Source organism: Paraburkholderia diazotrophica, assembly GCF_900108945.1.
Classification (GTDB): domain Bacteria; phylum Pseudomonadota; class Gammaproteobacteria; order Burkholderiales; family Burkholderiaceae; genus Paraburkholderia; species Paraburkholderia diazotrophica.
The window spans coordinates 36,293-54,395 of the sequence record NZ_FNYE01000005.1 but is presented as its reverse complement, the minus strand read 5'-3'; the positions used below and the strand labels follow the sequence as shown (position 1 = coordinate 54,395).

Genomic DNA, 18,103 nt, shown 5'->3' with positions numbered 1-18,103 from the left:
TACATATATCGATATGAGAAATCGTGATTTAGAATGTGTGGTATCGGCCAGCCTGATATTTTCTCGCCATGACCCCTGATCAGCTTATAACGTTCGCCGCCGTCGCCGAGCATCGCAACATCAGCCGCGCTGCACTTGCGCTGCATCTGTCGCAACCCGCCGTGTCGGGCCAGTTGCGCCAGTTGCAGGACGAATTCGGCGAGCCGCTATACCTGCGCGACGGCCGCGGCGTGCGGCTGACACCCGCCGGCGAGCAGCTGGCGAGCTACGCGGCGCGCCTGCGCGACACGTATCGCCAGGCCTACGCGTATCGCGACGCGCTTCGCGGGATGGAGCAGGGCACGCTGCGCATCGGCGCGAGCACGACGCCGGCGAGCTATCTGCTGCCGTACCTGATCGCCGCGTTTCAGCGCCGCCATCCCGACGTGACCGTGCACACGGACGACGGCAATACGGCCGATATCGTCGGCGCGCTCGGTTCGTTCGATATCGCGCTGGTCGAAGGGCATGTCGGCGCCGAGCTGCCGCCCGATACAGCCGTGCATCCGTGGCACGAGGACGAGATCGTCGCGATCATGCCGCGCTCGCATCCGCTTGCCACCGCCAACTTGCAGGCCGTCACGCTCGCCGACCTGAGCCCGCATCCCGTCGTGCTGCGCGAAGAAGGCTCCGGCGTGCGGCAGTTGATCGAGCGCGCGTTCGCGCGGGCCGGCGTGCCGATGCGCGTCGCGCTGGCAATCGCGGGCGTCGAGGGCGTGAAAGAGGCTGTGCGCGCGGGAATGGGCGTCGGTTTCGTGTCGGCGATGTCGATGCGTCACGAGGACGAGGTATTGTTCCGCCTGCCGCTCGGTCCCGAGCCGCTCACGCGCCGTTTCTCGATTCTCGTGCCGCATGCGAGTGCGCCGTCGCGCATCGTCGGCCGCTTTCTCGAACTGTGCCTGAACGGCGACGCCCGCCCGCCTGCGGCCGGTTCTGCGGTTTAGGGATTACCACTATGGCGCCCGCCCGCCGGGCAGCGCAGTATTCGCAACCAGCGCTACCGCGCTTTTTTAATACCGGTTTCTGGAACCGATTCCAAAGACCGTTTTCGTGCAATTTGAGCAATACAGCAGGGTGTTTTCACATGCCGGAAGTCGTCATCGTCGCGAGTGCATTTGGGGTCGACGCGATCCGCAGGGACGGTCATCACGCGTGGCTGAAGACGGCTGCGAAAGCGGGTGCGGCCGGCTTCGAGGTGCGTCGCGAGCTGTTCGCGCTCGAAGCGGAAGCGTCGCCCGAGGCGCTTTCCGCGCTGGGCAAGACGATCGCCGCGCAAAACCTGTGGTCGGTCTACTCGACGCCCGCCGAGCTGTACGCGCCGGACGGCGCGCTCGAGGAAGCGGCGCTGCGTGAGGCGCTGATCGAAGCGACGGCGCTCGGCGCGCGCTTCGTCAAGCTGCAGTTGGGCGGCTTTGCGGGACGCGCGTACGGCGAGGCGATCGCGAAGTGCACGAGGGGCGTCGCGGCGCGGCTCGTCGTCGAAAACGGGCAGATGGAGCGAGGCGGCTCGCTCGCGCAGTTCGAAGCGCTCTTCAATGCGCTCGCCAAAGACGGGTGCAATGAAGGCAGAAAGCCGGTGCTCGGCATGACGTTCGACATCGGCAACTGGCAGTGGCCGGGTGTCGATCCCGTCGAAGCGGCCCGCAAGCTCGCGGATCACGTCGAATACATCCACTGCAAGGCCGTCGCGGGCGAAGGCGCGCGCCGTTTTGCCGTCGCGCCCGCCGCCGACGATCCCGTTTTCGCGGCCGTGCTGGCGCTTTTGCCGCGCAACGTGCCGCGCGGAATCGAATTCCCGTTCGACGCGGCCCGGATCGCGGAGGACGCGTCGCACCACGTCGCGCGGCTCGCGTCCGCCTGAAAACGGCGAGCGCGGACGGCATCAACAGGAGAAGCCATGCATCCGACACTCGATGTCATCACCTACGGCGAAGCGATGGCGATGTTCGTCGCGGCCGAAACGGGCCCCCTCGCGGGCGTCGGCCAGTTCACCAAACGCATCGCGGGCGCCGATCTGAACGTCGCGATCGGCCTGTCGCGCCTCGGCTTCAAGGTGGGCTGGATGAGCCGCGTCGGCAGCGATTCGTTCGGCCAGTACGTGCGCGACACGCTGACGAAGGAAGGCATCGATCAGCGCGGCGTGACGACGGACGAACGCTATCCGACGGGCTTTCAGCTCAAGTCGAAGAGCGACGACGGCAGCGACCCGGCCGTCGAGTATTTCCGCAAGGGCTCGGCGGCGAGCCACCTGTCGCTCGACGACTATGTGGCGGACTATGTGCTGGGCGCGCGTCATCTGCATCTGACGGGCGTCGCGCCCGCGATTTCGGCGACTTCGCGCGAGCTGGCTTTTCATCTGGCGCGCGAGATGCGCAACGCAGGCAAGACGATTTCGTTCGACCCGAACCTGCGCCCGACGCTGTGGCCGTCGCGTGAAGCGATGGCGGCGGCGCTGAACGAACTCGCGACGTTCGCCGACTGGGTGCTGCCCGGCATCGGCGAAGGCGAGGTTCTGACGGGCTATACGCAAGCCGACGACATCGCGCAGTTTTACCTGGACCGCGGCGCGAAGGGCGTGATCGTCAAGCTGGGCGCGCAAGGCGCGTATTACCGCACGGCGGCCGGCTCGGGCATCGTCGCGGCGCAGCGCGTCGAGAACGTCGTTGATACCGTGGGCGCGGGCGATGGCTTCGCTGTCGGCGTGGTGAGCGCGCTGCTCGAAGGGCGCGCGCTGCCGGAGGCGGTCACGCGCGGCAACCGCATCGGCGCGTTGGCGATCCAGGTGATCGGCGATTCGGAAGGCCTGCCGACACGCGCCGAACTCGATGCGCTCGAACGCAGCGATCCGGCGCAGCCCGCGCTGGCCGCGTGACGCTGCGCCGTCAGCAACGACACATTACAAAGGAGACAGTCATGCCCTCATCACTCGCGATTCGCCGCTGGTGGACGATCATGCCGATCGTGTTCATCACGTACAGCCTCGCCTATCTCGACCGCGCGAACTACGGCTTTGCGGCCGCCGCCGGCATCAACCAGGATCTCGGCATCAGCAAAGGGCTGTCGTCGCTGATCGGCGCGCTGTTCTTTCTCGGCTACTTCTTCTTTCAGATTCCGGGCGCGATCTACGCGGAGCGCCGCAGCGTCAAGAAGCTCGTGTTCTGGAGCCTCGTGCTGTGGGGCGGCTGCGCGGCGCTGACGGGCATCGTCAGCGATATTCCGTCGCTGATGGCGATCCGCTTCGCGCTCGGCGTCGTCGAAGCGGCCGTGATGCCCGCGATGCTGATCTTCATCAGCAACTGGTTCACGAAGCGCGAGCGCTCGCGCGCCAACACGTTCCTGATTCTCGGCAATCCCGTGACGGTGCTGTGGATGTCCGTCGTATCCGGCTACCTCGTGCATTCGTTCGGCTGGCGCCAGATGTTCATCGCAGAAGGCGTGCCCGCGATCGTGTGGGCCGTCTGCTGGTGGTTCATCGTGAAGGACAAGCCCGAGCAGGTGACGTGGCTATCGGACGCGGACAAGAAGCAGCTCGCCGATACGCTGCGCGCCGAGCAGGCCGCGATCAAGCCCGTGCGCAACTATGGCGAAGCGTTCCGCGAGCCCGCCGTCATCAAGCTGTGCGCGCAGTACTTCTGCTGGAGCATCGGCGTGTACGGCTTCGTGCTGTGGCTGCCGTCCATTTTGAAGAACAGTTCGTCGCTCGGCATGGTCGAGACGGGCTGGCTGTCGGCGCTGCCGTATCTGGCCGCGACGATCGCGATGCTCGCGGCGTCATGGGCGTCGGATAAACTCAACAACCGTCGCGCGTTCGTGTGGCCGTTCCTGCTGATCGGCGCGGCGGCGTTCGCGGCTTCGTACGCACTCGGCTCGACGCACTTCTGGATGTCATATGCGCTGCTCGTGATCGCGGGCGCCGCGATGTACGCGCCGTACGGCCCGTTCTTCGCGATCGTGCCGGAACTGCTGCCGAAGAACGTCGCGGGCGGCGCAATGGCGCTGATCAACAGCATGGGCGCGCTCGGCTCGTTCGTGGGCTCGTATGTGGTCGGCTATCTGAACGGCGCGACGGGCTCGCCTGCTGCGTCGTATGTGTTCATGAGCGTCGCGCTCGTCGCCGCCGTCGTGCTGACGCTCGCCGTCAAGCCGCCGCGCATGCAATCTGCGGCGCTCGCCACTCCGTTGCAAGGAAAGTGATTCGATGAAGCGAAAGATCGTCGCATACAAGCCGCTGCCGGACGATGTGCTGTCGTATCTGCAGCAGCATGCCGAAGTGGTGCAGGTGGACGCCGCGCAGCACAGTGCGTTCGTCGCCATGCTGAAGGACGCCGACGGCGCGATCGGCGCAAGTGTGAAGATCACGTCCGCGATGCTCGAAGGCGCGACGAAGCTCAAGGCGCTCTCGACGATCTCGGTCGGTTACGACAACTTCGACGTCGACGATCTGACGAAGCGCGGCATCGTGCTCGCGCATACGCCCGACGTGCTGACGGAATCGACAGCGGATACCGTGTTCTCGCTGATTCTGGCGAGCGCGCGGCGTGTCGTCGAACTGGCCGACTGGGTGAAGGCGGGCGAGTGGAAGGCGAGCATTGGGCCGTCGCTGTACGGCGTCGACGTGCAGGGCAAGACGCTCGGCATTGTCGGGCTGGGGCGCATCGGCGGGGCGGTCGCGCGGCGCGCGGCGCTCGGCTTCAACATGAAGGTGCTCTACACGAACCGCAGCGCGAACGCCGAGGCGGAACAGCGTTACGGCGCGCGTCGCGTCGAGTTCGACGAACTGCTCGCCACTGCAGATTTCGTCTGCCTGCAGGTGCCGCTGACGCCCGAAACGCGTCACATGATCGGCGCGAACGAGTTGCGCAAAATGAAGAAGAGCGCGATTCTGATCAACGCGTCGCGCGGACAGACCGTCGATGAAAACGCGCTGATCGAAGCGCTGCAGTCGGGCACGATCCACGGCGCGGGGCTCGACGTGTTCGACAAGGAGCCGCTCGACGCGGACTCGCCGCTGCTGAAGATGAGCAACGTGGTCGCGCTGCCGCACATCGGCTCGGCGACGCACGAGACGCGTCACGCGATGGCGCGCTGCGCGGCGGAAAACCTGGTCGGCGCGCTCGACGGCACGCTGAGGATCAACATCGTCAACCGCGGCGTTCTTTCGCAATGAACACGCCGACGTCAGGCGCACCGCGCCGCGCCACCATCAGCGACGTCGCCCGCGAAGCCGGCACGGGCAAGACGAGCATCTCGCGCTATCTGAACGGCGAGCTGAGCGTGCTGTCGCCGCAACTGCGCGCGCGCATCGAAGCCGCTATCGAGCGGCTCGACTATCAGCCGAACCAGATGGCGCGCGGCCTGAAGCGCGGACGCAATCGCCTGATCGGCATGCTGGTCGCCGATCTGACCAACCCGTATTCCGTCGAGGTGCTGCAAGGCGTCGAGGCGGCTTGCCACGCGCTCGGCTACATGCCGCTCATCTGCCACGCCGCGAACGAGGTCGACATGGAACGGCGCTTCCTGCAACTGCTGACGACGTATCGCGTGGAAGGCGTGATCGTCAACGCGCTCGGCGTGAGCGAGGAGACGTTGCGGCCCGTGGGCGGCGGCGGGATTCCGGCCGTGCTGGTGGACCGGTCGGTGGACGGGCTCGTCACCGATATGGTCGGGCTCGACAACGAAGCGGCCGTGACGGTCGCGACACGGCATCTCGTCGAACGCGGCTTCGATCGCGTGTGGTTCGTCGTGCAGCCGTTCGAGCGCGTCAGTTCGAGGCGTCTGCGCGAAGCGGCGTTTCATCGGGCGCTGACGCAGTATCCGCAGGTGAGCGGCCGTACCGTTGTAGTGGAACTCGGCGATGCGGACGAACTCGCGCAGACGCTCACCGTGCTCGACGCCGAGATCGATGCCGCGATGGAAGAACGGAAAAAAAGCGACGGCGACGTCATGAAGCCACGCGTCGCGCTCTTTGCCGCGAACGGCCCCGTCGCGCTGGCGCTTGCGCGGCATCTGAACCAGCGGTATGGCGCGGACTGGCAAAAGCGCGTCGCGCTGCTGTCGATCGACGATCCCGAATGGGCCGAGCTCGCTGGCATCACGACGATTCGCCAGCCGACGTACGACATCGGCTATCGGGCTGTCGAATTTCTGCACGAACGCATCGACGGCGTGCAGGCAAGTGCGCGCGACTGCCTGCTGCCGGGCGAACTGATCGAACGGGCGTCGACGGCGCGCTGATTTTCGGCCGTTCGGCATTCAGACGGCGACGCGCTTACAATGCGCGGCGGAGCCTCTCTTTCGTCATCTGATCCGCGCTGCCTCGATGCCAGCTTTCCCCGTTTCACCCATTACGCTTGCGATTCTCGCTGTCGCCACTCTCTTCATTGCATGGCTTCCAATCGGCCTGTACCGCCGCTGGCGCGCGCCGCTCGCGCTGAACCGGCGCGCTGCGATTGCGGGCGTCGCCGTGTTCGCGTTGTCGGCGATGCTGATCGAGCGCGCGCTCAACGACTATCTGCTGCATCAGAACGCAGCGACGAGCGAATGGCTGTCGGACCCGCTCGCGTTCGTCGTCTATGGCGTGCTGGCGGCGGGCATCTGCGAGGAAGCAGGCCGCTTCATCGCGATGCGCTGGCTGGCGCGGCGCACAGCAAACCATGCCAAGGATGACGGTACGGCGCTTGCGTACGGGCTCGGGCATGGCGGCGCGGAAGCGTGGCTCGTCGGCGTGATCGTGCAGGCGCAGTGGATCGCGTTCGGCGTGCTGGAAAATCGCGGCCAGCTCGATGCGTATCTCGGTCACATCCCGCCCGCATCGCTGATGCGGCTTCATCTGATACTCGCGAGCCTGTCGCCTGCGATGGCCGCTCTCTTCGTGCTCGAACGCGTGGCCGCGCTGGTGTTCCAGATCGGGCTGTCCGTGCTGATGTGGCGCGGCGTGCGCGCGGGCTGGCGCGCCATTCTGCCCGTGGCAATCGCCGCGCATGCGCTCGTGGACGTGCCCGCCGCGATGTCGCAGGCGCGGCTGTTGCCGCTCGTGAGCGTCGACGCGATCTATGCCGTCGCGGCGCTTGCCGTGGCCGCAGTGCTGCTCAGAACGCACGCGCGCGCGGCTTGAGCTTCAACAGAACCTATCGTCCATCCAGACCTACAGGCCCGAGGCCAATCGACATGGAAGCCTATCAGTACGAGTGCGTGAACGCCGAGATCGAAGAACTGGCGCGCGTGATCAGCGATCTCTTTCCCGAGCAGACCCAGTTCATCGAGCGCCCCGATGACAACGGCGTGCCCCAGATCGTCGTGCATTGGGTCGCGATGCGCTTCGGCTCGACGGCCCGCCGTATGGAGTTGACCGTCGCGATCGCACCGGCCGCGCTCGCGCGTTATCGCGCGATGCCCCCGCGTCTGCGAGGCCGCAGCTTCGCGGTGCTGCGCGCGTATGTCGAGGCGACGCTGGGATCGCTGGAAGAGGAATACGCGGCAGATAAGACCGTGCCGCGTGAAGTGACCGTCGAGCTTGGCGACGAGTTCGCCTGAACGCGGCGAGCCCGACGGGTGGAGCGCCCAGGCGAGAGCCATACAAGCGCCGAGGCGCATCGCGCGAAGCGTCGCTCAGTCCGCGAGCCGATAGACCTTCGCAAAGCGCGCGGCCTGCACGACACCATAGTCGCCGGGCGCGTATTGCATGATCCAGTCGCCTGCCGTGCCCTTGAGCACGTCGCCGCCCTGCGACGAACGCGCGAGCGAGAACGGTTCGCTCATCTGCTTTGCGAGAACGACGGCGGGGCGATTGCGATACGAACCGGCCTCGCCGTGTGCGAGTCCGGCGTCGGCGGGCAGGTACTTCGCATCGAAGCGTTCACGCGACACGACCCAGCGGTCGCCCGTCGAGCCCGTGATCAGTGCGTCGCCGCGCGTGTAGCGATTCGGCCCTTCGAGGCTCATCAGTTCGCCGTCATCCTGGGCGAATTGCACGGTGACGGTTTCCTCCTTGACGACGCGTCGCGCGGCAGGATCGGCGAGCAGGTCAATGTTCTTTAGTTCGAGCATGGGCTTTAAAGCGTATTCAGATGACAGGGCCGCGTAAGCCAGCGTCAGCGCAACAAAGAGCAACGAGGCGCGATGAGGTGCAAACGAGGTGCAAACGCGGTGCAGGCGCGCATGATGCCAGATTCGCGCGGATGCAATAAAAAACGCCTGCCGTGAGGGCAGGCGTTTTGCGAAACACGGGTGGCAACTCGCGCTGCGAGTTACGGCTTGACGGGCGCGTCCGTTGCAGGCGCGGCCGATTTGCCCGAGCGGCGGTGGTGCGCACCGCCTTCAGCCGGCTGACGGCGGAAGGTTTCGTCGGCGAGCTTCTTCTGCTCCGGCGAGAAACTGGTGTAGAGCGGCTCGAAGGCGTCGACGAGTTTCTTCGAGCCGTCCGCGTGAGCCTGCGTGATTTCGGCGTAGCCCTTCATGTCGTCGAGCGCGGACACGTTCGGATTCGCCCTGCGTTGCTCGAACAGGCTGGCCATCGTTTCACTGTTGTTGCGCATGACGTCGGCGAAGTTGTTCCATTGCGACTCTTGAGTCGACGTGATCTTCAGTTGCGAATGCAGATAGCTGATCCGTTCTTCGACGCGCTGCTCATGACGCGCCTTGCCCTGCGTCTGCGAGGCTGCCGTCGACATGGCGGGCGCCGATGCGCCTGCGGGCGCTGCCGTCTGTGCGAATGCGGCGCTCATCGACAATGCGGAAGCGAGAATGGCGAGCGTTTTTTTCATTGAGACTCCTGTTGTCCGTTCGTATGAGAGTGAAGCTTGACGAAGCGTTATGCATATGCGTGCGGCGCACATCAGGCTGCTATTAGTATCACGTTATCGCCCCATCGCGACTGCATTGCGACAACTGCTTACAACCGAAACGATCGGGAAAAATAGCCGGTGGATAAATTCGTCAGCATGGAAATCTTCGTTGCCGTGGTCGAAGCGGGCAGCCTGACGGCGGCCGCCGAGCGCTTCCAGCTGTCGTCGGCGATGGTCGGCAAGCACATCCGCTCGCTCGAAACGCAGCTCTCTGCGCGGCTTCTGACGCGCACGACGCGCCGTCAAAGCCTCACCGAGATCGGTCGCCAGTACTACGAGCAATGCCGGCGCATTCTCGCCGACGTGAAGGCCGCGGAGTCGCTGGCGGAGTCGATGACGTCCGCGCCGCGCGGCACGCTGAAGGTGACGGTGCCGCTCACGTACGGCGTCGAAGTGTTCTCGCCTGCAATGACCGACTATCTGGGCGCATGGCCCGATGTCAGCCTCGAACTCGATCTGTCGAACCGCATCGTCGATCTCGTCGAAGAGGGTTTCGATGCGGCCGTGCGGATCGGCCGCCTGCCGGATTCGAGTCTCGTCGCAAGGTCGTTGAAGCCGTACCGGATGCGCGCGTGCGCATCGCCCGCGTATCTCGCGCGGATGGGCACGCCGAAGACGCCCGCCGATCTCGTCAATCACGAGTGCCTCGGCTTTCTGCATTGGGGCCGCGAGGGTCTGTGGCGTCTCGACGGAGATGCCGCAACCGATTGCCAGCTGCGTCCGGGACGCTTTCGCGCGAACAACGGCCAGGCGCTCAAGGTGGCGGCGCTGCGCGGCTTCGGTCTGGTGCTTCAGCCGGAAGCGCTGCTCGCGCGCGAGATCGAACGTGGCGAGCTCGTCTGCGTACTGGAAGACTGGCTGCCCGATGGCGCGCCCGTGCATCTGCTCTATCCGCGCGACGGCCGCCCGACGCCGAAGCTCACGACGTTCATCGACTTCGTCATCGAGCGCTTCGGCGTGTGACGCGTCGCCCCGCGTGAACGCGCGATATGTGCAGTCCGCATGTATTCGCGCTGCGGGGCGCGCGGTGCATAATCCGCGTATCCCGTCGTCGACGTCTGCGCTCGCCGTGCGGCGAGCTTCCACCTCAACGCTGACCTTCAATCGATGAGACCACCGCGCCTCGATCAACTCGACGAACTCGACCGCAACCTCGTTGCACTGCTGCAGGCCAACGCGCGCGAAAGCGTCGCGAATCTCGCGCGACAGCTGGGCGTCGCGCGCACGACCGTGATCGCGCGCATCGCGCGGCTCGAAAAGACCAACGTGATCGCCGGCTATAGCGTGCGGCTCGGCCAGGACGTGCTCGACGCGAGCATCTACGCGTACGTCGGCATCATCATCGCGCCGAAGTACGGACCGGACGTGCAGAAGAAGCTGAACCGGATGCCGGAAGTGCAACTGCTGTGCGCAGTGAGCGGCGAGTTCGATTACGTCGCGTGGCTGCGCGCCGATTCGCCCGAGCGCCTGAACGATCTGCTCGACCAGATCGGCGGCCTCGCGGGCGTCGAGCGCACGACGACGTCGATCATCCTGGCGCGCAAGATCGATCGCGGGATGATCGGAGGATGAACGCGCGCGGGCTCGCTCCACGCGCTTCTTGAGCGCCGCATACCCCGCGTTTACGCGGTTTTGATACGTTTTCGACGAATCGTCGAAACGCTTCGTCGAATCGTCGAAATTAATGGTCATTGCGCAGCACTTTGCGCCTATAAACCGACGGGCCTTCTCCCTAAACTTCTCTATAGAGGTTCGCTGCGGCGCGCCGTTCACGCTGGAGACAGCATCCATCGAACAGAGAACAAAGGAGAAGCGCATGAAAGTTGCCATCGTTGGCGCAGGTCTGATCGGTCACACCATTGCGCACATGTTGCGCGAGACAGGCGACTACGAAGTGATCGCGATGGACCGCGATCAGCACGCGCTCGACAAGCTGGCCGCGCAAGGCATCCCGACGCGCCGCGTCGATTCCGCCGATGCCGCCGCGCTGCGCGCCGCGATTCAGGGCTTCGACGCGCTCATCAACGCGCTGCCGTATTACCTCGCGGTGAGCGTCGCGACGGCGGCGAAGTGCGCGGGCGTGCACTATTTCGACCTGACGGAAGACGTGCGCGCGACGCATGCGATCCGTGCGATCGCCGACGACGCCGGGCACGCGTTCATGCCGCAGTGCGGCCTTGCGCCGGGCTTCATCGGCATCGCCGCGCACGAACTGGCGAACCGCTTCAGCGAAATCCGCGACGTGAAGATGCGCGTCGGCGCGCTGCCCGAGTTTCCGACGAATGCGCTGAAGTACAACCTGACGTGGAGCGTCGACGGTCTCATCAACGAGTACTGCCAGCCGTGCGAAGCGATCCGCGACAGCCGCACGCAGTGGGTGCAGCCGCTCGAAGGCCTCGAGCATTTTTCGCTCGACGGCATCGAGTACGAGGCGTTCAACACGTCGGGCGGTCTGGGCACGCTGTGCGAGACGCTGGCGGGCCGTGTCGAAACGCTCGACTACAAGTCGGTGCGCTATCCCGGCCATCGCGACCTGATGCAGTTCCTGCTCGAAGACCTGCGTCTCGCGACCGACCGCGACACGCTGAAGACGATCATGCGCCGCTCGGTGCCGTCGACGGCCCAGGATGTCGTGCTCGTCTTCATCACGGTGACGGGCGTGCGCGACGGCCAGCTGGTGCAGGAAGTGTTCACGCGCAAGATCTTCGCGAAGACGGTCTGCGGCGTGGCCATGAGTGCGATCCAGATCACCACGGCGGGCGCGATGTGCGCGGTGCTCGATCTGTTCCGCGAAAAGAAGCTGCCGCAAAGCGGGTTCGTGCGTCAGGAGCAGGTGTCGCTGCGCGAGTTTCTCGCGAACCGTTTCGGGCAACTGTACGAAGGCCGCGCGCTGGAGGCAATGGCGACGGTCTGACCGTCTGACCCGGCGCGCAAAAGCGCAAGCAGGAACCGCGGGCAAGCGTGATCGGATGAGGCTCCGCAGAGAGCCGCCTGAGAGGCAATAGCGAAGCGGGCGTTCGACCAAAAAGGTCGAACGCCCGTTTTCGTTGTCTGGCGCGTGCCGAAGGTGTGCGGAAGCCGCGCGACGGAGCGCGCGTCAGACGGGCATCGGCGGCAGCATGACGCCAGCTTGTTGCGGCGTTCGCACGAGTTGCGCGAGCAAGGCGTCGTAATCGGCGGGTACGGGCGCGGTGTTGTCGAACATCAGCAGGCCTTCGCGCTGCTTGCCTGTGGGCATGAAGCGGCGCTGCCGGTACTCGTCCCAATGCGCGAGCTTGTAGGCGTCGTTCGGATTGCCGCGCGCGAGGATCCGCTCGTGCGCCGTCTCTTCCGACGTCGCGACCCACACGATGCTGATCTTCACGTCGTTCGGCACGCCGAGCCACGCGTGATCGAAGAGCTTGCGCTCGCGCACTTCGCGCGACAGCGGCCCGACGGCAATCACGCCGATGCCGAGCCGCAGATTCTCGGCGGCCGTGTCGAACAGGCCGCGATATTCGGGATCGCGAAAATGCTGGAGAAAAAGCGGGCTGTCGCGATCGTTCGGATCGCCCGTCAGCGCGCCGATCGCGGCCGCGCTATAGCCGCCGTAGAGCGTGTCCTTGTCCAGCAGACAGAAGGCATGGCCCGTCGCCTTCATCAATGGGCCGATCAGCCGTTTGGCGAGCGTCGTCTTGCCGGTGCCCGCGTGGCCACAGATAAAAACCAGATGCGTCACGTGGATGAGTCCTCGGTCGTGGATAGTGTGGGGGCGGGCGCGTCGTCGCGGGCGAACGTGCCGCTCGCTTCGAGCCACATCGCATTGATGATCCCAAAGCCCAGCGCCACGCCAATGCCCAGAATCCAGCTGAAGTACCACATCGAAGCCTCCCCTTAAACCGCCGCGCCGCTTGCCTGCGTCTGGATGCCGAGGTTCATGCGACGCCCTTCATCTGATCTTGAACGCGAAGGCGGCATGTCGCAACCCCTATGCCATCCGGCCAGGTTGACTGCACGATTATCGTTGATATCATTGCTATCACACGTGTACCGGGGAATCGAAATGGCAAATTTGCTGGTCCGAGGTCTGGACGATGCGTTGGTGCAGAGCCTGCGTGAGCAGGCCGCGTCTCACGGGCGCAGCGTCGAAGCAGAACATCGGGAAATCCTGGCGCAGGCGCTCTTTCAGCCAAAGAAGCTCAGCTTTGCCGAGTTGCTAATGAGCATGCCGGACGTTGGCGAAGACGCCGACTTCGAGCGCCTGCATGACGCAACTGACGAAAGCGAGGGACCGGGTGTATTTGATTGATACCAATGTAATCAGCGAAATGCGCAAGAGCAGCCGCGCCAATCCTGGCGTTCAGGCATTTTTCGAAGCAGCGAGAGATGAGGGGCATCGCCTGTATCTGTCGGTCGTGACCGTGGGCGAGTTGCGGCGCGGCGTCGATCTGATCCGGCATCGGGGCGACAAATTTCAGGCGTTGCGGCTGGAAGGATGGCTCGATACGATCATCGATTCGTTCAGCAGCCACATTCTGAATGTCGGCACCGACGTCGCGCAAACATGGGGCCATTTGCGTGTGCCGCATCCCGAGCACTCGCTCGACAAGATGATCGCGGCGACAGCACTAATCTACAACCTGACCGTCGTGACGCGCAACGTGGCAGACTTCGACGGAACGGGCGCGCGGGTGCTGAGCCCGTTTCAGCCGGTGGAGGAGTAGCGGGGCGGCAGCGCGGCCGGCGCACGGGTGTCTGGACAACGAAGCGATGAACGGCAAGCGCGCTGTATGGAACCAGAAAGGATGGGGCAAGAGTGAGTGCTCTGCATGGGCAAGAGTGAGTGCTCTGCATGGGCCGGCGTAAGTGCTGATGCATTAACTCCGGCCGACAGCTAAAGCGCCAACTCTGGTCGACCGCGCTGCGTGGGACCAGAGGTAAGTGCTCTGCATGGGGCTGGAGTAAGCGCTGAAGCACTAACTCCAGCCGACAGCTAAAGCGCCAACTCTGGTCGACCGCGCTGCGTGGGACCAGAGGTAAGTGCTCTGCATGGGGCTGGAGTAAGCGCTGAAGCACTAACTCCAGCCGACAGCTAAAGCGCCAACTCTGGTCGACAGGAGACGAACGATGAGACGCAAGCAAAGCCTGGCGATGCGCACCGCGTCCGCGGCGCGCACGGCCCAGTCGCTCACGCTTTTGATGACCGCGATGACGGCCGTGTCGCTCGTCGCCGGTTGCGCGTCCACGCCCGCCGACAAAGTGCCGTTCAAGGACGTGCCCGCCGAGCGCATTGTCAAGCCGGATGTCACGCAACCGGAAACCGGCAAGGTGGCTGTCGACCTGCGGCGCGAGCGGACCGACAACGTCATCGTCCGGTTTCGCGATGCCCTCGTGTATGTCGACGGCGAACGCGTCGCGGACATCATGAACGGCGAGCACATCGTCTTCTGGCTCACGCCAGGCACGCATCGCATCGCGGTGTCGACGCAGTTCGACCCTGTCGTGGAGATCGGCTTCTTCGTGACGCCGGATACGCGCTATTCGAATCGCGCCAGCGTTTCATTCAACGACGATCACCGCATCATGCTGCGGCGCGTCGCCAATTGACAGGCAGGCTCGACGCGACATTGACAATTCGACACACCGCGCTGGTTCGAGCCGACGTAACATCGGGGACTCATATCGCACGTCGCGCTCATGCCGGCTTTGCGTTGCGATCGGGTGGACACACGAACAGGACAACCGCCCATCGCGACTAACCGCTTTCGATCCGCGAAGCCGAATCGTTTTCAAGGTATTCAATCATGCTGATCAACTGCGCCGCGTATCAGGATGGCCGCAAGCTGGCCGACATCGAGATCGACGACATCAGCGTCTATGTCGCCAAGCCCGAGTGCTTTGTCTGGGTCGCGTTGAAAGATCCGGGCCCTGGTGAGCTCGAAGTGATGAAGCACGAGTTCGGGCTGCACGAACTGGCCGTCGAAGACGTGCGTCACGGCCATCAGCGTCCGAAGATGGAGGAGTACGGCGATTCGCTGTTCGCCGTCATGCACACCATCGAGACCGACGACGACGGCGAGTTCGTGATCGGCGAGGTCGATGTGTTCGTCGGCGCGAACTATGTGCTGTCGGTGCGGCGCGGCACGCGTCACGGCTTCCAGGAAGTCCGTGCGCGCTGCGAGCGCGAACCGCAGCTGCTGAAAGAGGGCGCGGCGTTCGTGCTGTACGCGCTCGCCGACAATGTCGTCGACCGCTACTTCCCGCTTCTCGAAGCGATCGGCACCGAGATCGAGGAAATCGAAGACCGCATCTTCGACAAGCACGACCTCGCCGCGTCGCGCGCGATCATCGAAGACCTATACTCGTTGAAGCGCCGCCTCGTGATGCTCCAGCATCACATTTCGCCGCTGCTGGAAGGCATCAGCAAGCTCACGGGCGGACGCATTCCGTCGATCTGTGTCGGCATGCAGGCGTACTTCCGCGATGTCTACGATCACCTCGACCGCATCGTGCGGACCATCGAAGGGCGCCGCGAAATGATCGTCACGGCCATTCAGGTCAATCTCGGCATGATCTCGCTCGCCGAGAACGAAGTGACCAAGCGTCTCGGCTCGTTCGCCGCGCTGTTCGCCGTGCCGACCATGATCGCCGGCATCTACGGAATGAACTTCCAGGAGATTCCCGAGCTGCACTTCAAGTACGGCTATCCGATCTGCCTGCTGGTGATGCTGCTGATCGACCTCGCGCTGTACCGGGGCTTCAAGAAGGCGAACTGGCTGTAGCGCGCGGGCCGGGCCGCGTCGAATGCGTCAGCGCTTCGTCAGCGCTTCGTCAGCGCTTCGTCAGCGCGAGCCGCACGCCCAGGCCGATGAACCCCGCGCCCACCACGCGGTCGATCCACCGCCGCACGGCCGGTTGCGAGCGCACGGCACGCGCGGCCGTCGCGGCGAGCCACGCGACCAAGCAATCGTTGATGAGCCCGAGCGTCACGAACACCGCGCCCAGCACGAGAAAGGCTAGCGTCTTGTGCGGGCTGTCGGCGCTGACGAACTGCGGGAAGAACGCTATATAGAAGAGCAGCACTTTCGGGTTCGACGCATTCGTCACGAAGCCTCGAAAGAGCAGCGTGCCGCGCGAGAGCCGCGGCACATCGGGCGGCGCTTCGCCCTTCGCGACGGCCGTAGCCGTCGGCCACAGCATTCTCAAGCCGAGATACATCAGGTACGCGGCGCCGATCCATTTGATCGCGTTGAACGCGCCCGGCGACGCCGCCAGCAGCGCCGTGATGCCGAGCGCGCACGCGACCGTATGCATGCAGCCGCCGAACGCAACGCCGACGGCCGACAGCAGCCCCGCTCGCCGTCCCTGCGCGATGCTTTGACCGGCGACATATGCGATGTCCGGTCCGGGCGTGAGATTGAGCACCGTGACGGCGGCGAGAAAGAGCGGGAACTGGCTGATACCAAGCATGACGACTCCACGTTGAATAGCTGTTGCACCCGCATGACCGTCGTGACGATCGCAGTGCGCGAGCCAAAGTGGCTCACATGAACCATTCCCTATGAACCATCGGCCCATGATACGCACATCGCACCTGTTGCGCCGACCACGACGGCCACGGCTTTTCCCCCTCTTTCCCCTTGCCGCGCGCGCGAGAAGGGGCCAGCATAGGCGTCCTGCCCGCCGCGGTAGTTGCGGCTCGCGGAAGGCAGCAGAGCAGCAAGGCAGTACCGGCGCGTTGCAGCGCCGGGCATCACGAGCGCCGGTGCGCATGGGACGCGGTCTGGCAACAGGCGGCTCCCATCGCATAGGCCGATCAACGGGCAGAACCAAGCGAGCGATCCGTGCCACGACGTCATTCGAAGCAGCGCCGAACCTTCGCGGCAATACGTGCCTCCAAAGGTGCCAAGCCTTGCCCAAGGCATGCGTCGCGGGCGCGATGTGCAGCGCAGCACCGCCCATCGTTGACATCGCGAACAGGCACCGCTGAGAATATCGCTCGCAAACGTTTGCGCACAAACAAAAACGGACTCGCCCTGAGTCCTACAACTGGAGATACCGCATGAACCACCGCATTCGTCGCCGCGTCCTGATGGCTGCTGTCGTATTCACGGCCGCCGCCGTGCCGTTCTCGTCGGCCTGGGCCCAGGCCGCCAAAAAACCGAAAGTCGCGCTGGTGATGAAGTCGCTCGCCAACGAGTTCTTCCTCACGATGGAAACGGGCGCGAAGGACTATCAGAAGCACAACGCCAGCACCTTCGACCTGATCACGAACGGCATCAAGGACGAGACGGATACGGCGAACCAGATCCGTATCGTCGAGCAGATGATCGTCTCGAAGGTCGATGCGATCGTGCTCGCGCCGGCGGATTCGAAGGCGCTCGTGCCCGTGGTCAAGAAGGCGGTGGACGCCGGCATCATCGTCGTGAACATCGACAACCGGCTCGACACCGACGTGCTCAAGTCGAAGGACCTGAACATACCGTTCGTCGGTCCGGACAACGCGAAGGGCGCCGAGAAGGTCGGCGACTATCTGGCGAAGAAGCTGAAGTCGGGCGACGAGGTCGGTATCGTCGAAGGCGTATCGACGACGACCAACGCGCAGCAACGCACGGCCGGCTTCAAGGCGGCGATGCAGAAGGTCGGCGCGAAGGTCGACTCGGTGCAGTCGGGTGAATGGGAAATCGACAAGGGCAACGCGATCGCGTCGTCGATGCTCAACGCCTATCCGAACATCAAGGCGCTGCTGTGCGGCAACGACAACATGGCGATCGGCGCGGTATCGGCCGTGCGCGCGGCGGGCAAGCAGGGCAAGGTCTATGTGGTCGGCTACGACAACATCAACGCGATCAAGCCGATGCTGAAGGACGGCCGCGTGCTCGCCACGGCTGATCAGTACGCGGCGAAGCAGGCTGTGTTCGGCATCGACGTGGCGTTGAAGGCGATCGCCGGGCACAAGAAGCAGGCGGACCTGTCGGGCGTCGTCGAAACGCCTGTCGATCTGGTCACGAAGTAAGGAGACCGTGCGGGCCGTGTGGGAACATTCAGCGCGCACGGCGCACACGGTCCGCGCGTCGAGGTAAACGAACGCTCAAGAAATCCGCCGCGCCGCCGTTATGCCAGAGGTAAGCGTCATGACGGCCGGCCAGCCGCGCGAGCAGACGGACGGGGCGCAGCCCGAAAAGCCGTATCTTCGGGATGCGCACGGCTGTGGGCCCGCTGTCCGCATGACGGGCGAAGCC

Annotated in this window: 21 protein-coding genes; 16 read left to right on the top strand and 5 right to left on the bottom strand. The window is 64.6% G+C overall.

The window, feature by feature from the left end:
- Positions 1 to 68 precede the first annotated feature (68 nt).
- From BMW76_RS08610 to BMW76_RS08575, 8 genes are all read left to right on the top strand, one after another.
- Positions 69 to 983 (top strand): LysR family transcriptional regulator, encoded by a 915-nt coding sequence (locus tag BMW76_RS08610; protein ID WP_090864725.1) that lies wholly within the window; start codon positions 69 to 71, stop codon positions 981 to 983.
- 140 nt (positions 984 to 1,123) lie between these two features.
- Positions 1,124 to 1,900, top strand: a complete 777-nt coding sequence (locus tag BMW76_RS08605; RefSeq protein WP_090864724.1) for a sugar phosphate isomerase/epimerase family protein — start codon at positions 1,124 to 1,126, stop codon at positions 1,898 to 1,900.
- 36 nt (positions 1,901 to 1,936) lie between these two features.
- Positions 1,937 to 2,911, top strand: a complete 975-nt coding sequence (locus BMW76_RS08600; RefSeq protein ID WP_090864723.1) for a sugar kinase — start codon at positions 1,937 to 1,939, stop codon at positions 2,909 to 2,911.
- A 41-nt stretch (positions 2,912 to 2,952) separates the two neighbouring features.
- Positions 2,953 to 4,233 carry an MFS transporter gene (locus BMW76_RS08595; protein WP_090864722.1) on the top strand — a complete coding sequence of 427 codons (1,281 nt, stop codon included), beginning with the start codon at positions 2,953 to 2,955 and terminating at the stop codon, positions 4,231 to 4,233.
- A gap of 4 nt (positions 4,234 to 4,237) precedes the next feature.
- A complete protein-coding gene (locus BMW76_RS08590; RefSeq protein ID WP_090864721.1) occupies positions 4,238 to 5,206 on the top strand; it encodes a 2-hydroxyacid dehydrogenase in 969 nt (322 codons plus the stop codon).
- Positions 5,203 to 6,273, top strand: coding sequence for a LacI family DNA-binding transcriptional regulator (locus tag BMW76_RS08585; RefSeq protein ID WP_090864720.1), 1,071 nt, complete (start codon positions 5,203 to 5,205; stop codon positions 6,271 to 6,273). Before BMW76_RS08590 ends, BMW76_RS08585 begins: the two co-directional genes overlap by 4 nt.
- Before the next feature lie 85 nt (positions 6,274 to 6,358).
- Positions 6,359 to 7,153, top strand: a complete 795-nt coding sequence (locus BMW76_RS08580; protein WP_090864719.1) for a YhfC family intramembrane metalloprotease — start codon at positions 6,359 to 6,361, stop codon at positions 7,151 to 7,153.
- A 53-nt stretch (positions 7,154 to 7,206) separates the two neighbouring features.
- Positions 7,207 to 7,572: a DUF3022 domain-containing protein gene (locus BMW76_RS08575; protein WP_090864718.1), complete on the top strand. Its 366-nt coding sequence runs from the start codon at positions 7,207 to 7,209 to the stop codon at positions 7,570 to 7,572.
- 75 nt (positions 7,573 to 7,647) lie between these two features.
- On the opposite strand, the gene BMW76_RS08570 is transcribed toward BMW76_RS08575, so the two are convergent.
- The gene (locus BMW76_RS08570; RefSeq protein WP_090864717.1) at positions 7,648 to 8,085 is read right to left on the bottom strand and encodes a PGDYG domain-containing protein; all 438 of its coding nucleotides are present in this window, start codon (positions 8,083 to 8,085) and stop codon (positions 7,648 to 7,650) included.
- Positions 8,086 to 8,285: 200 nt separating this feature from the next.
- Positions 8,286 to 8,801, bottom strand: coding sequence for a Spy/CpxP family protein refolding chaperone (locus BMW76_RS08565; RefSeq protein ID WP_090864716.1), 516 nt, complete (start codon positions 8,799 to 8,801; stop codon positions 8,286 to 8,288).
- Between the two features lie 159 nt (positions 8,802 to 8,960).
- On the opposite strand from BMW76_RS08565, the gene BMW76_RS08560 reads away from it, so the two are divergent.
- The 3 genes from BMW76_RS08560 (at position 8,961) to BMW76_RS08550 (ending at position 11,796) form a co-directional block, all read left to right on the top strand.
- Complete coding sequence (locus tag BMW76_RS08560) at positions 8,961 to 9,845, top strand: LysR family transcriptional regulator (RefSeq protein ID WP_090864715.1); 885 nt, start codon at positions 8,961 to 8,963, stop codon at positions 9,843 to 9,845.
- Positions 9,846 to 9,989: 144 nt separating this feature from the next.
- The gene (locus BMW76_RS08555) at positions 9,990 to 10,454 is read left to right on the top strand and encodes an Lrp/AsnC family transcriptional regulator (RefSeq protein WP_090864714.1); all 465 of its coding nucleotides are present in this window, start codon (positions 9,990 to 9,992) and stop codon (positions 10,452 to 10,454) included.
- A 244-nt stretch (positions 10,455 to 10,698) separates the two neighbouring features.
- The gene (locus tag BMW76_RS08550) at positions 10,699 to 11,796 is read left to right on the top strand and encodes a saccharopine dehydrogenase family protein (RefSeq protein ID WP_090864713.1); all 1,098 of its coding nucleotides are present in this window, start codon (positions 10,699 to 10,701) and stop codon (positions 11,794 to 11,796) included.
- A gap of 183 nt (positions 11,797 to 11,979) precedes the next feature.
- Here the strand turns inward: BMW76_RS08550 and BMW76_RS08545 are convergent, their stop codons facing one another.
- Both BMW76_RS08545 and cydX read right to left on the bottom strand, forming a co-directional pair.
- The gene (locus tag BMW76_RS08545; RefSeq protein WP_090864712.1) at positions 11,980 to 12,600 is read right to left on the bottom strand and encodes an AAA family ATPase; all 621 of its coding nucleotides are present in this window, start codon (positions 12,598 to 12,600) and stop codon (positions 11,980 to 11,982) included.
- Positions 12,597 to 12,743, bottom strand: coding sequence for a cytochrome bd-I oxidase subunit CydX (gene cydX, locus BMW76_RS08540; protein WP_090864711.1), 147 nt, complete (start codon positions 12,741 to 12,743; stop codon positions 12,597 to 12,599). The genes BMW76_RS08545 and cydX overlap by 4 nt, the downstream gene beginning before the upstream one ends.
- 181 nt (positions 12,744 to 12,924) lie before the next feature.
- On the opposite strand from cydX, the gene BMW76_RS08535 reads away from it, so the two are divergent.
- The 4 genes from BMW76_RS08535 (at position 12,925) to corA (ending at position 15,643) form a co-directional block, all read left to right on the top strand.
- On the top strand, positions 12,925 to 13,170 hold the full coding sequence (locus tag BMW76_RS08535) for a FitA-like ribbon-helix-helix domain-containing protein (protein ID WP_090864710.1): 246 nt from the start codon (positions 12,925 to 12,927) through the stop codon (positions 13,168 to 13,170).
- Entirely contained in the window at positions 13,157 to 13,585 is a 429-nt protein-coding gene (locus BMW76_RS08530) for a type II toxin-antitoxin system VapC family toxin (RefSeq protein ID WP_090864709.1), read from the top strand. The genes BMW76_RS08535 and BMW76_RS08530 overlap by 14 nt, the downstream gene beginning before the upstream one ends.
- A 403-nt stretch (positions 13,586 to 13,988) precedes the next feature.
- Positions 13,989 to 14,468 carry a DUF2846 domain-containing protein gene (locus BMW76_RS08525; RefSeq protein ID WP_245763155.1) on the top strand — a complete coding sequence of 160 codons (480 nt, stop codon included), beginning with the start codon at positions 13,989 to 13,991 and terminating at the stop codon, positions 14,466 to 14,468.
- A gap of 197 nt (positions 14,469 to 14,665) precedes the next feature.
- Complete coding sequence (gene corA / locus BMW76_RS08520) at positions 14,666 to 15,643, top strand: magnesium/cobalt transporter CorA (RefSeq protein ID WP_090864708.1); 978 nt, start codon at positions 14,666 to 14,668, stop codon at positions 15,641 to 15,643.
- 49 nt (positions 15,644 to 15,692) lie between these two features.
- Here corA and BMW76_RS08515 read toward each other — a convergent pair whose 3' ends face one another.
- Positions 15,693 to 16,331 (bottom strand): LysE family translocator, encoded by a 639-nt coding sequence (locus tag BMW76_RS08515; protein ID WP_090864707.1) that lies wholly within the window; start codon positions 16,329 to 16,331, stop codon positions 15,693 to 15,695.
- A 592-nt stretch (positions 16,332 to 16,923) separates the two neighbouring features.
- On the opposite strand from BMW76_RS08515, the gene BMW76_RS08510 reads away from it, so the two are divergent.
- On the top strand, positions 16,924 to 17,877 hold the full coding sequence (locus tag BMW76_RS08510; RefSeq protein WP_090864706.1) for a sugar ABC transporter substrate-binding protein: 954 nt from the start codon (positions 16,924 to 16,926) through the stop codon (positions 17,875 to 17,877).
- The last annotated feature ends 226 nt before the right edge of the window (positions 17,878 to 18,103 follow it).

Excerpts from the sequence above, each read along its gene's own strand:
- BMW76_RS08565 (WP_090864716.1), bottom strand. The coding sequence starts at position 8,801 with ATGAAAAAAACGCTCGCCATTCTCGCTTCCGCATTGTCGATGAGCGCC.
- BMW76_RS08555 (WP_090864714.1), top strand. The coding sequence starts at position 9,990 with ATGAGACCACCGCGCCTCGATCAACTCGACGAACTCGACCGCAACCTC.
- BMW76_RS08525 (WP_245763155.1), top strand. The coding sequence starts at position 13,989 with ATGAGACGCAAGCAAAGCCTGGCGATGCGCACCGCGTCCGCGGCGCGC.
- BMW76_RS08515 (WP_090864707.1), bottom strand. The coding sequence starts at position 16,331 with ATGCTTGGTATCAGCCAGTTCCCGCTCTTTCTCGCCGCCGTCACGGTG.
- BMW76_RS08600 (WP_090864723.1), top strand. The coding sequence starts at position 1,937 with ATGCATCCGACACTCGATGTCATCACCTACGGCGAAGCGATGGCGATG.
- BMW76_RS08510 (WP_090864706.1), top strand. The coding sequence starts at position 16,924 with ATGAACCACCGCATTCGTCGCCGCGTCCTGATGGCTGCTGTCGTATTC.
- cydX (WP_090864711.1), bottom strand. The coding sequence starts at position 12,743 with ATGTGGTACTTCAGCTGGATTCTGGGCATTGGCGTGGCGCTGGGCTTT.
- BMW76_RS08570 (WP_090864717.1), bottom strand. The coding sequence starts at position 8,085 with ATGCTCGAACTAAAGAACATTGACCTGCTCGCCGATCCTGCCGCGCGA.
- BMW76_RS08605 (WP_090864724.1), top strand. The coding sequence starts at position 1,124 with ATGCCGGAAGTCGTCATCGTCGCGAGTGCATTTGGGGTCGACGCGATC.
- BMW76_RS08550 (WP_090864713.1), top strand. The coding sequence starts at position 10,699 with ATGAAAGTTGCCATCGTTGGCGCAGGTCTGATCGGTCACACCATTGCG.
- corA (WP_090864708.1), top strand. The coding sequence starts at position 14,666 with ATGCTGATCAACTGCGCCGCGTATCAGGATGGCCGCAAGCTGGCCGAC.
- BMW76_RS08585 (WP_090864720.1), top strand. The coding sequence starts at position 5,203 with ATGAACACGCCGACGTCAGGCGCACCGCGCCGCGCCACCATCAGCGAC.
- BMW76_RS08580 (WP_090864719.1), top strand. The coding sequence starts at position 6,359 with ATGCCAGCTTTCCCCGTTTCACCCATTACGCTTGCGATTCTCGCTGTC.
- BMW76_RS08610 (WP_090864725.1), top strand. The coding sequence starts at position 69 with ATGACCCCTGATCAGCTTATAACGTTCGCCGCCGTCGCCGAGCATCGC.
- BMW76_RS08590 (WP_090864721.1), top strand. The coding sequence starts at position 4,238 with ATGAAGCGAAAGATCGTCGCATACAAGCCGCTGCCGGACGATGTGCTG.
- BMW76_RS08575 (WP_090864718.1), top strand. The coding sequence starts at position 7,207 with ATGGAAGCCTATCAGTACGAGTGCGTGAACGCCGAGATCGAAGAACTG.
- BMW76_RS08535 (WP_090864710.1), top strand. The coding sequence starts at position 12,925 with ATGGCAAATTTGCTGGTCCGAGGTCTGGACGATGCGTTGGTGCAGAGC.
- BMW76_RS08595 (WP_090864722.1), top strand. The coding sequence starts at position 2,953 with ATGCCCTCATCACTCGCGATTCGCCGCTGGTGGACGATCATGCCGATC.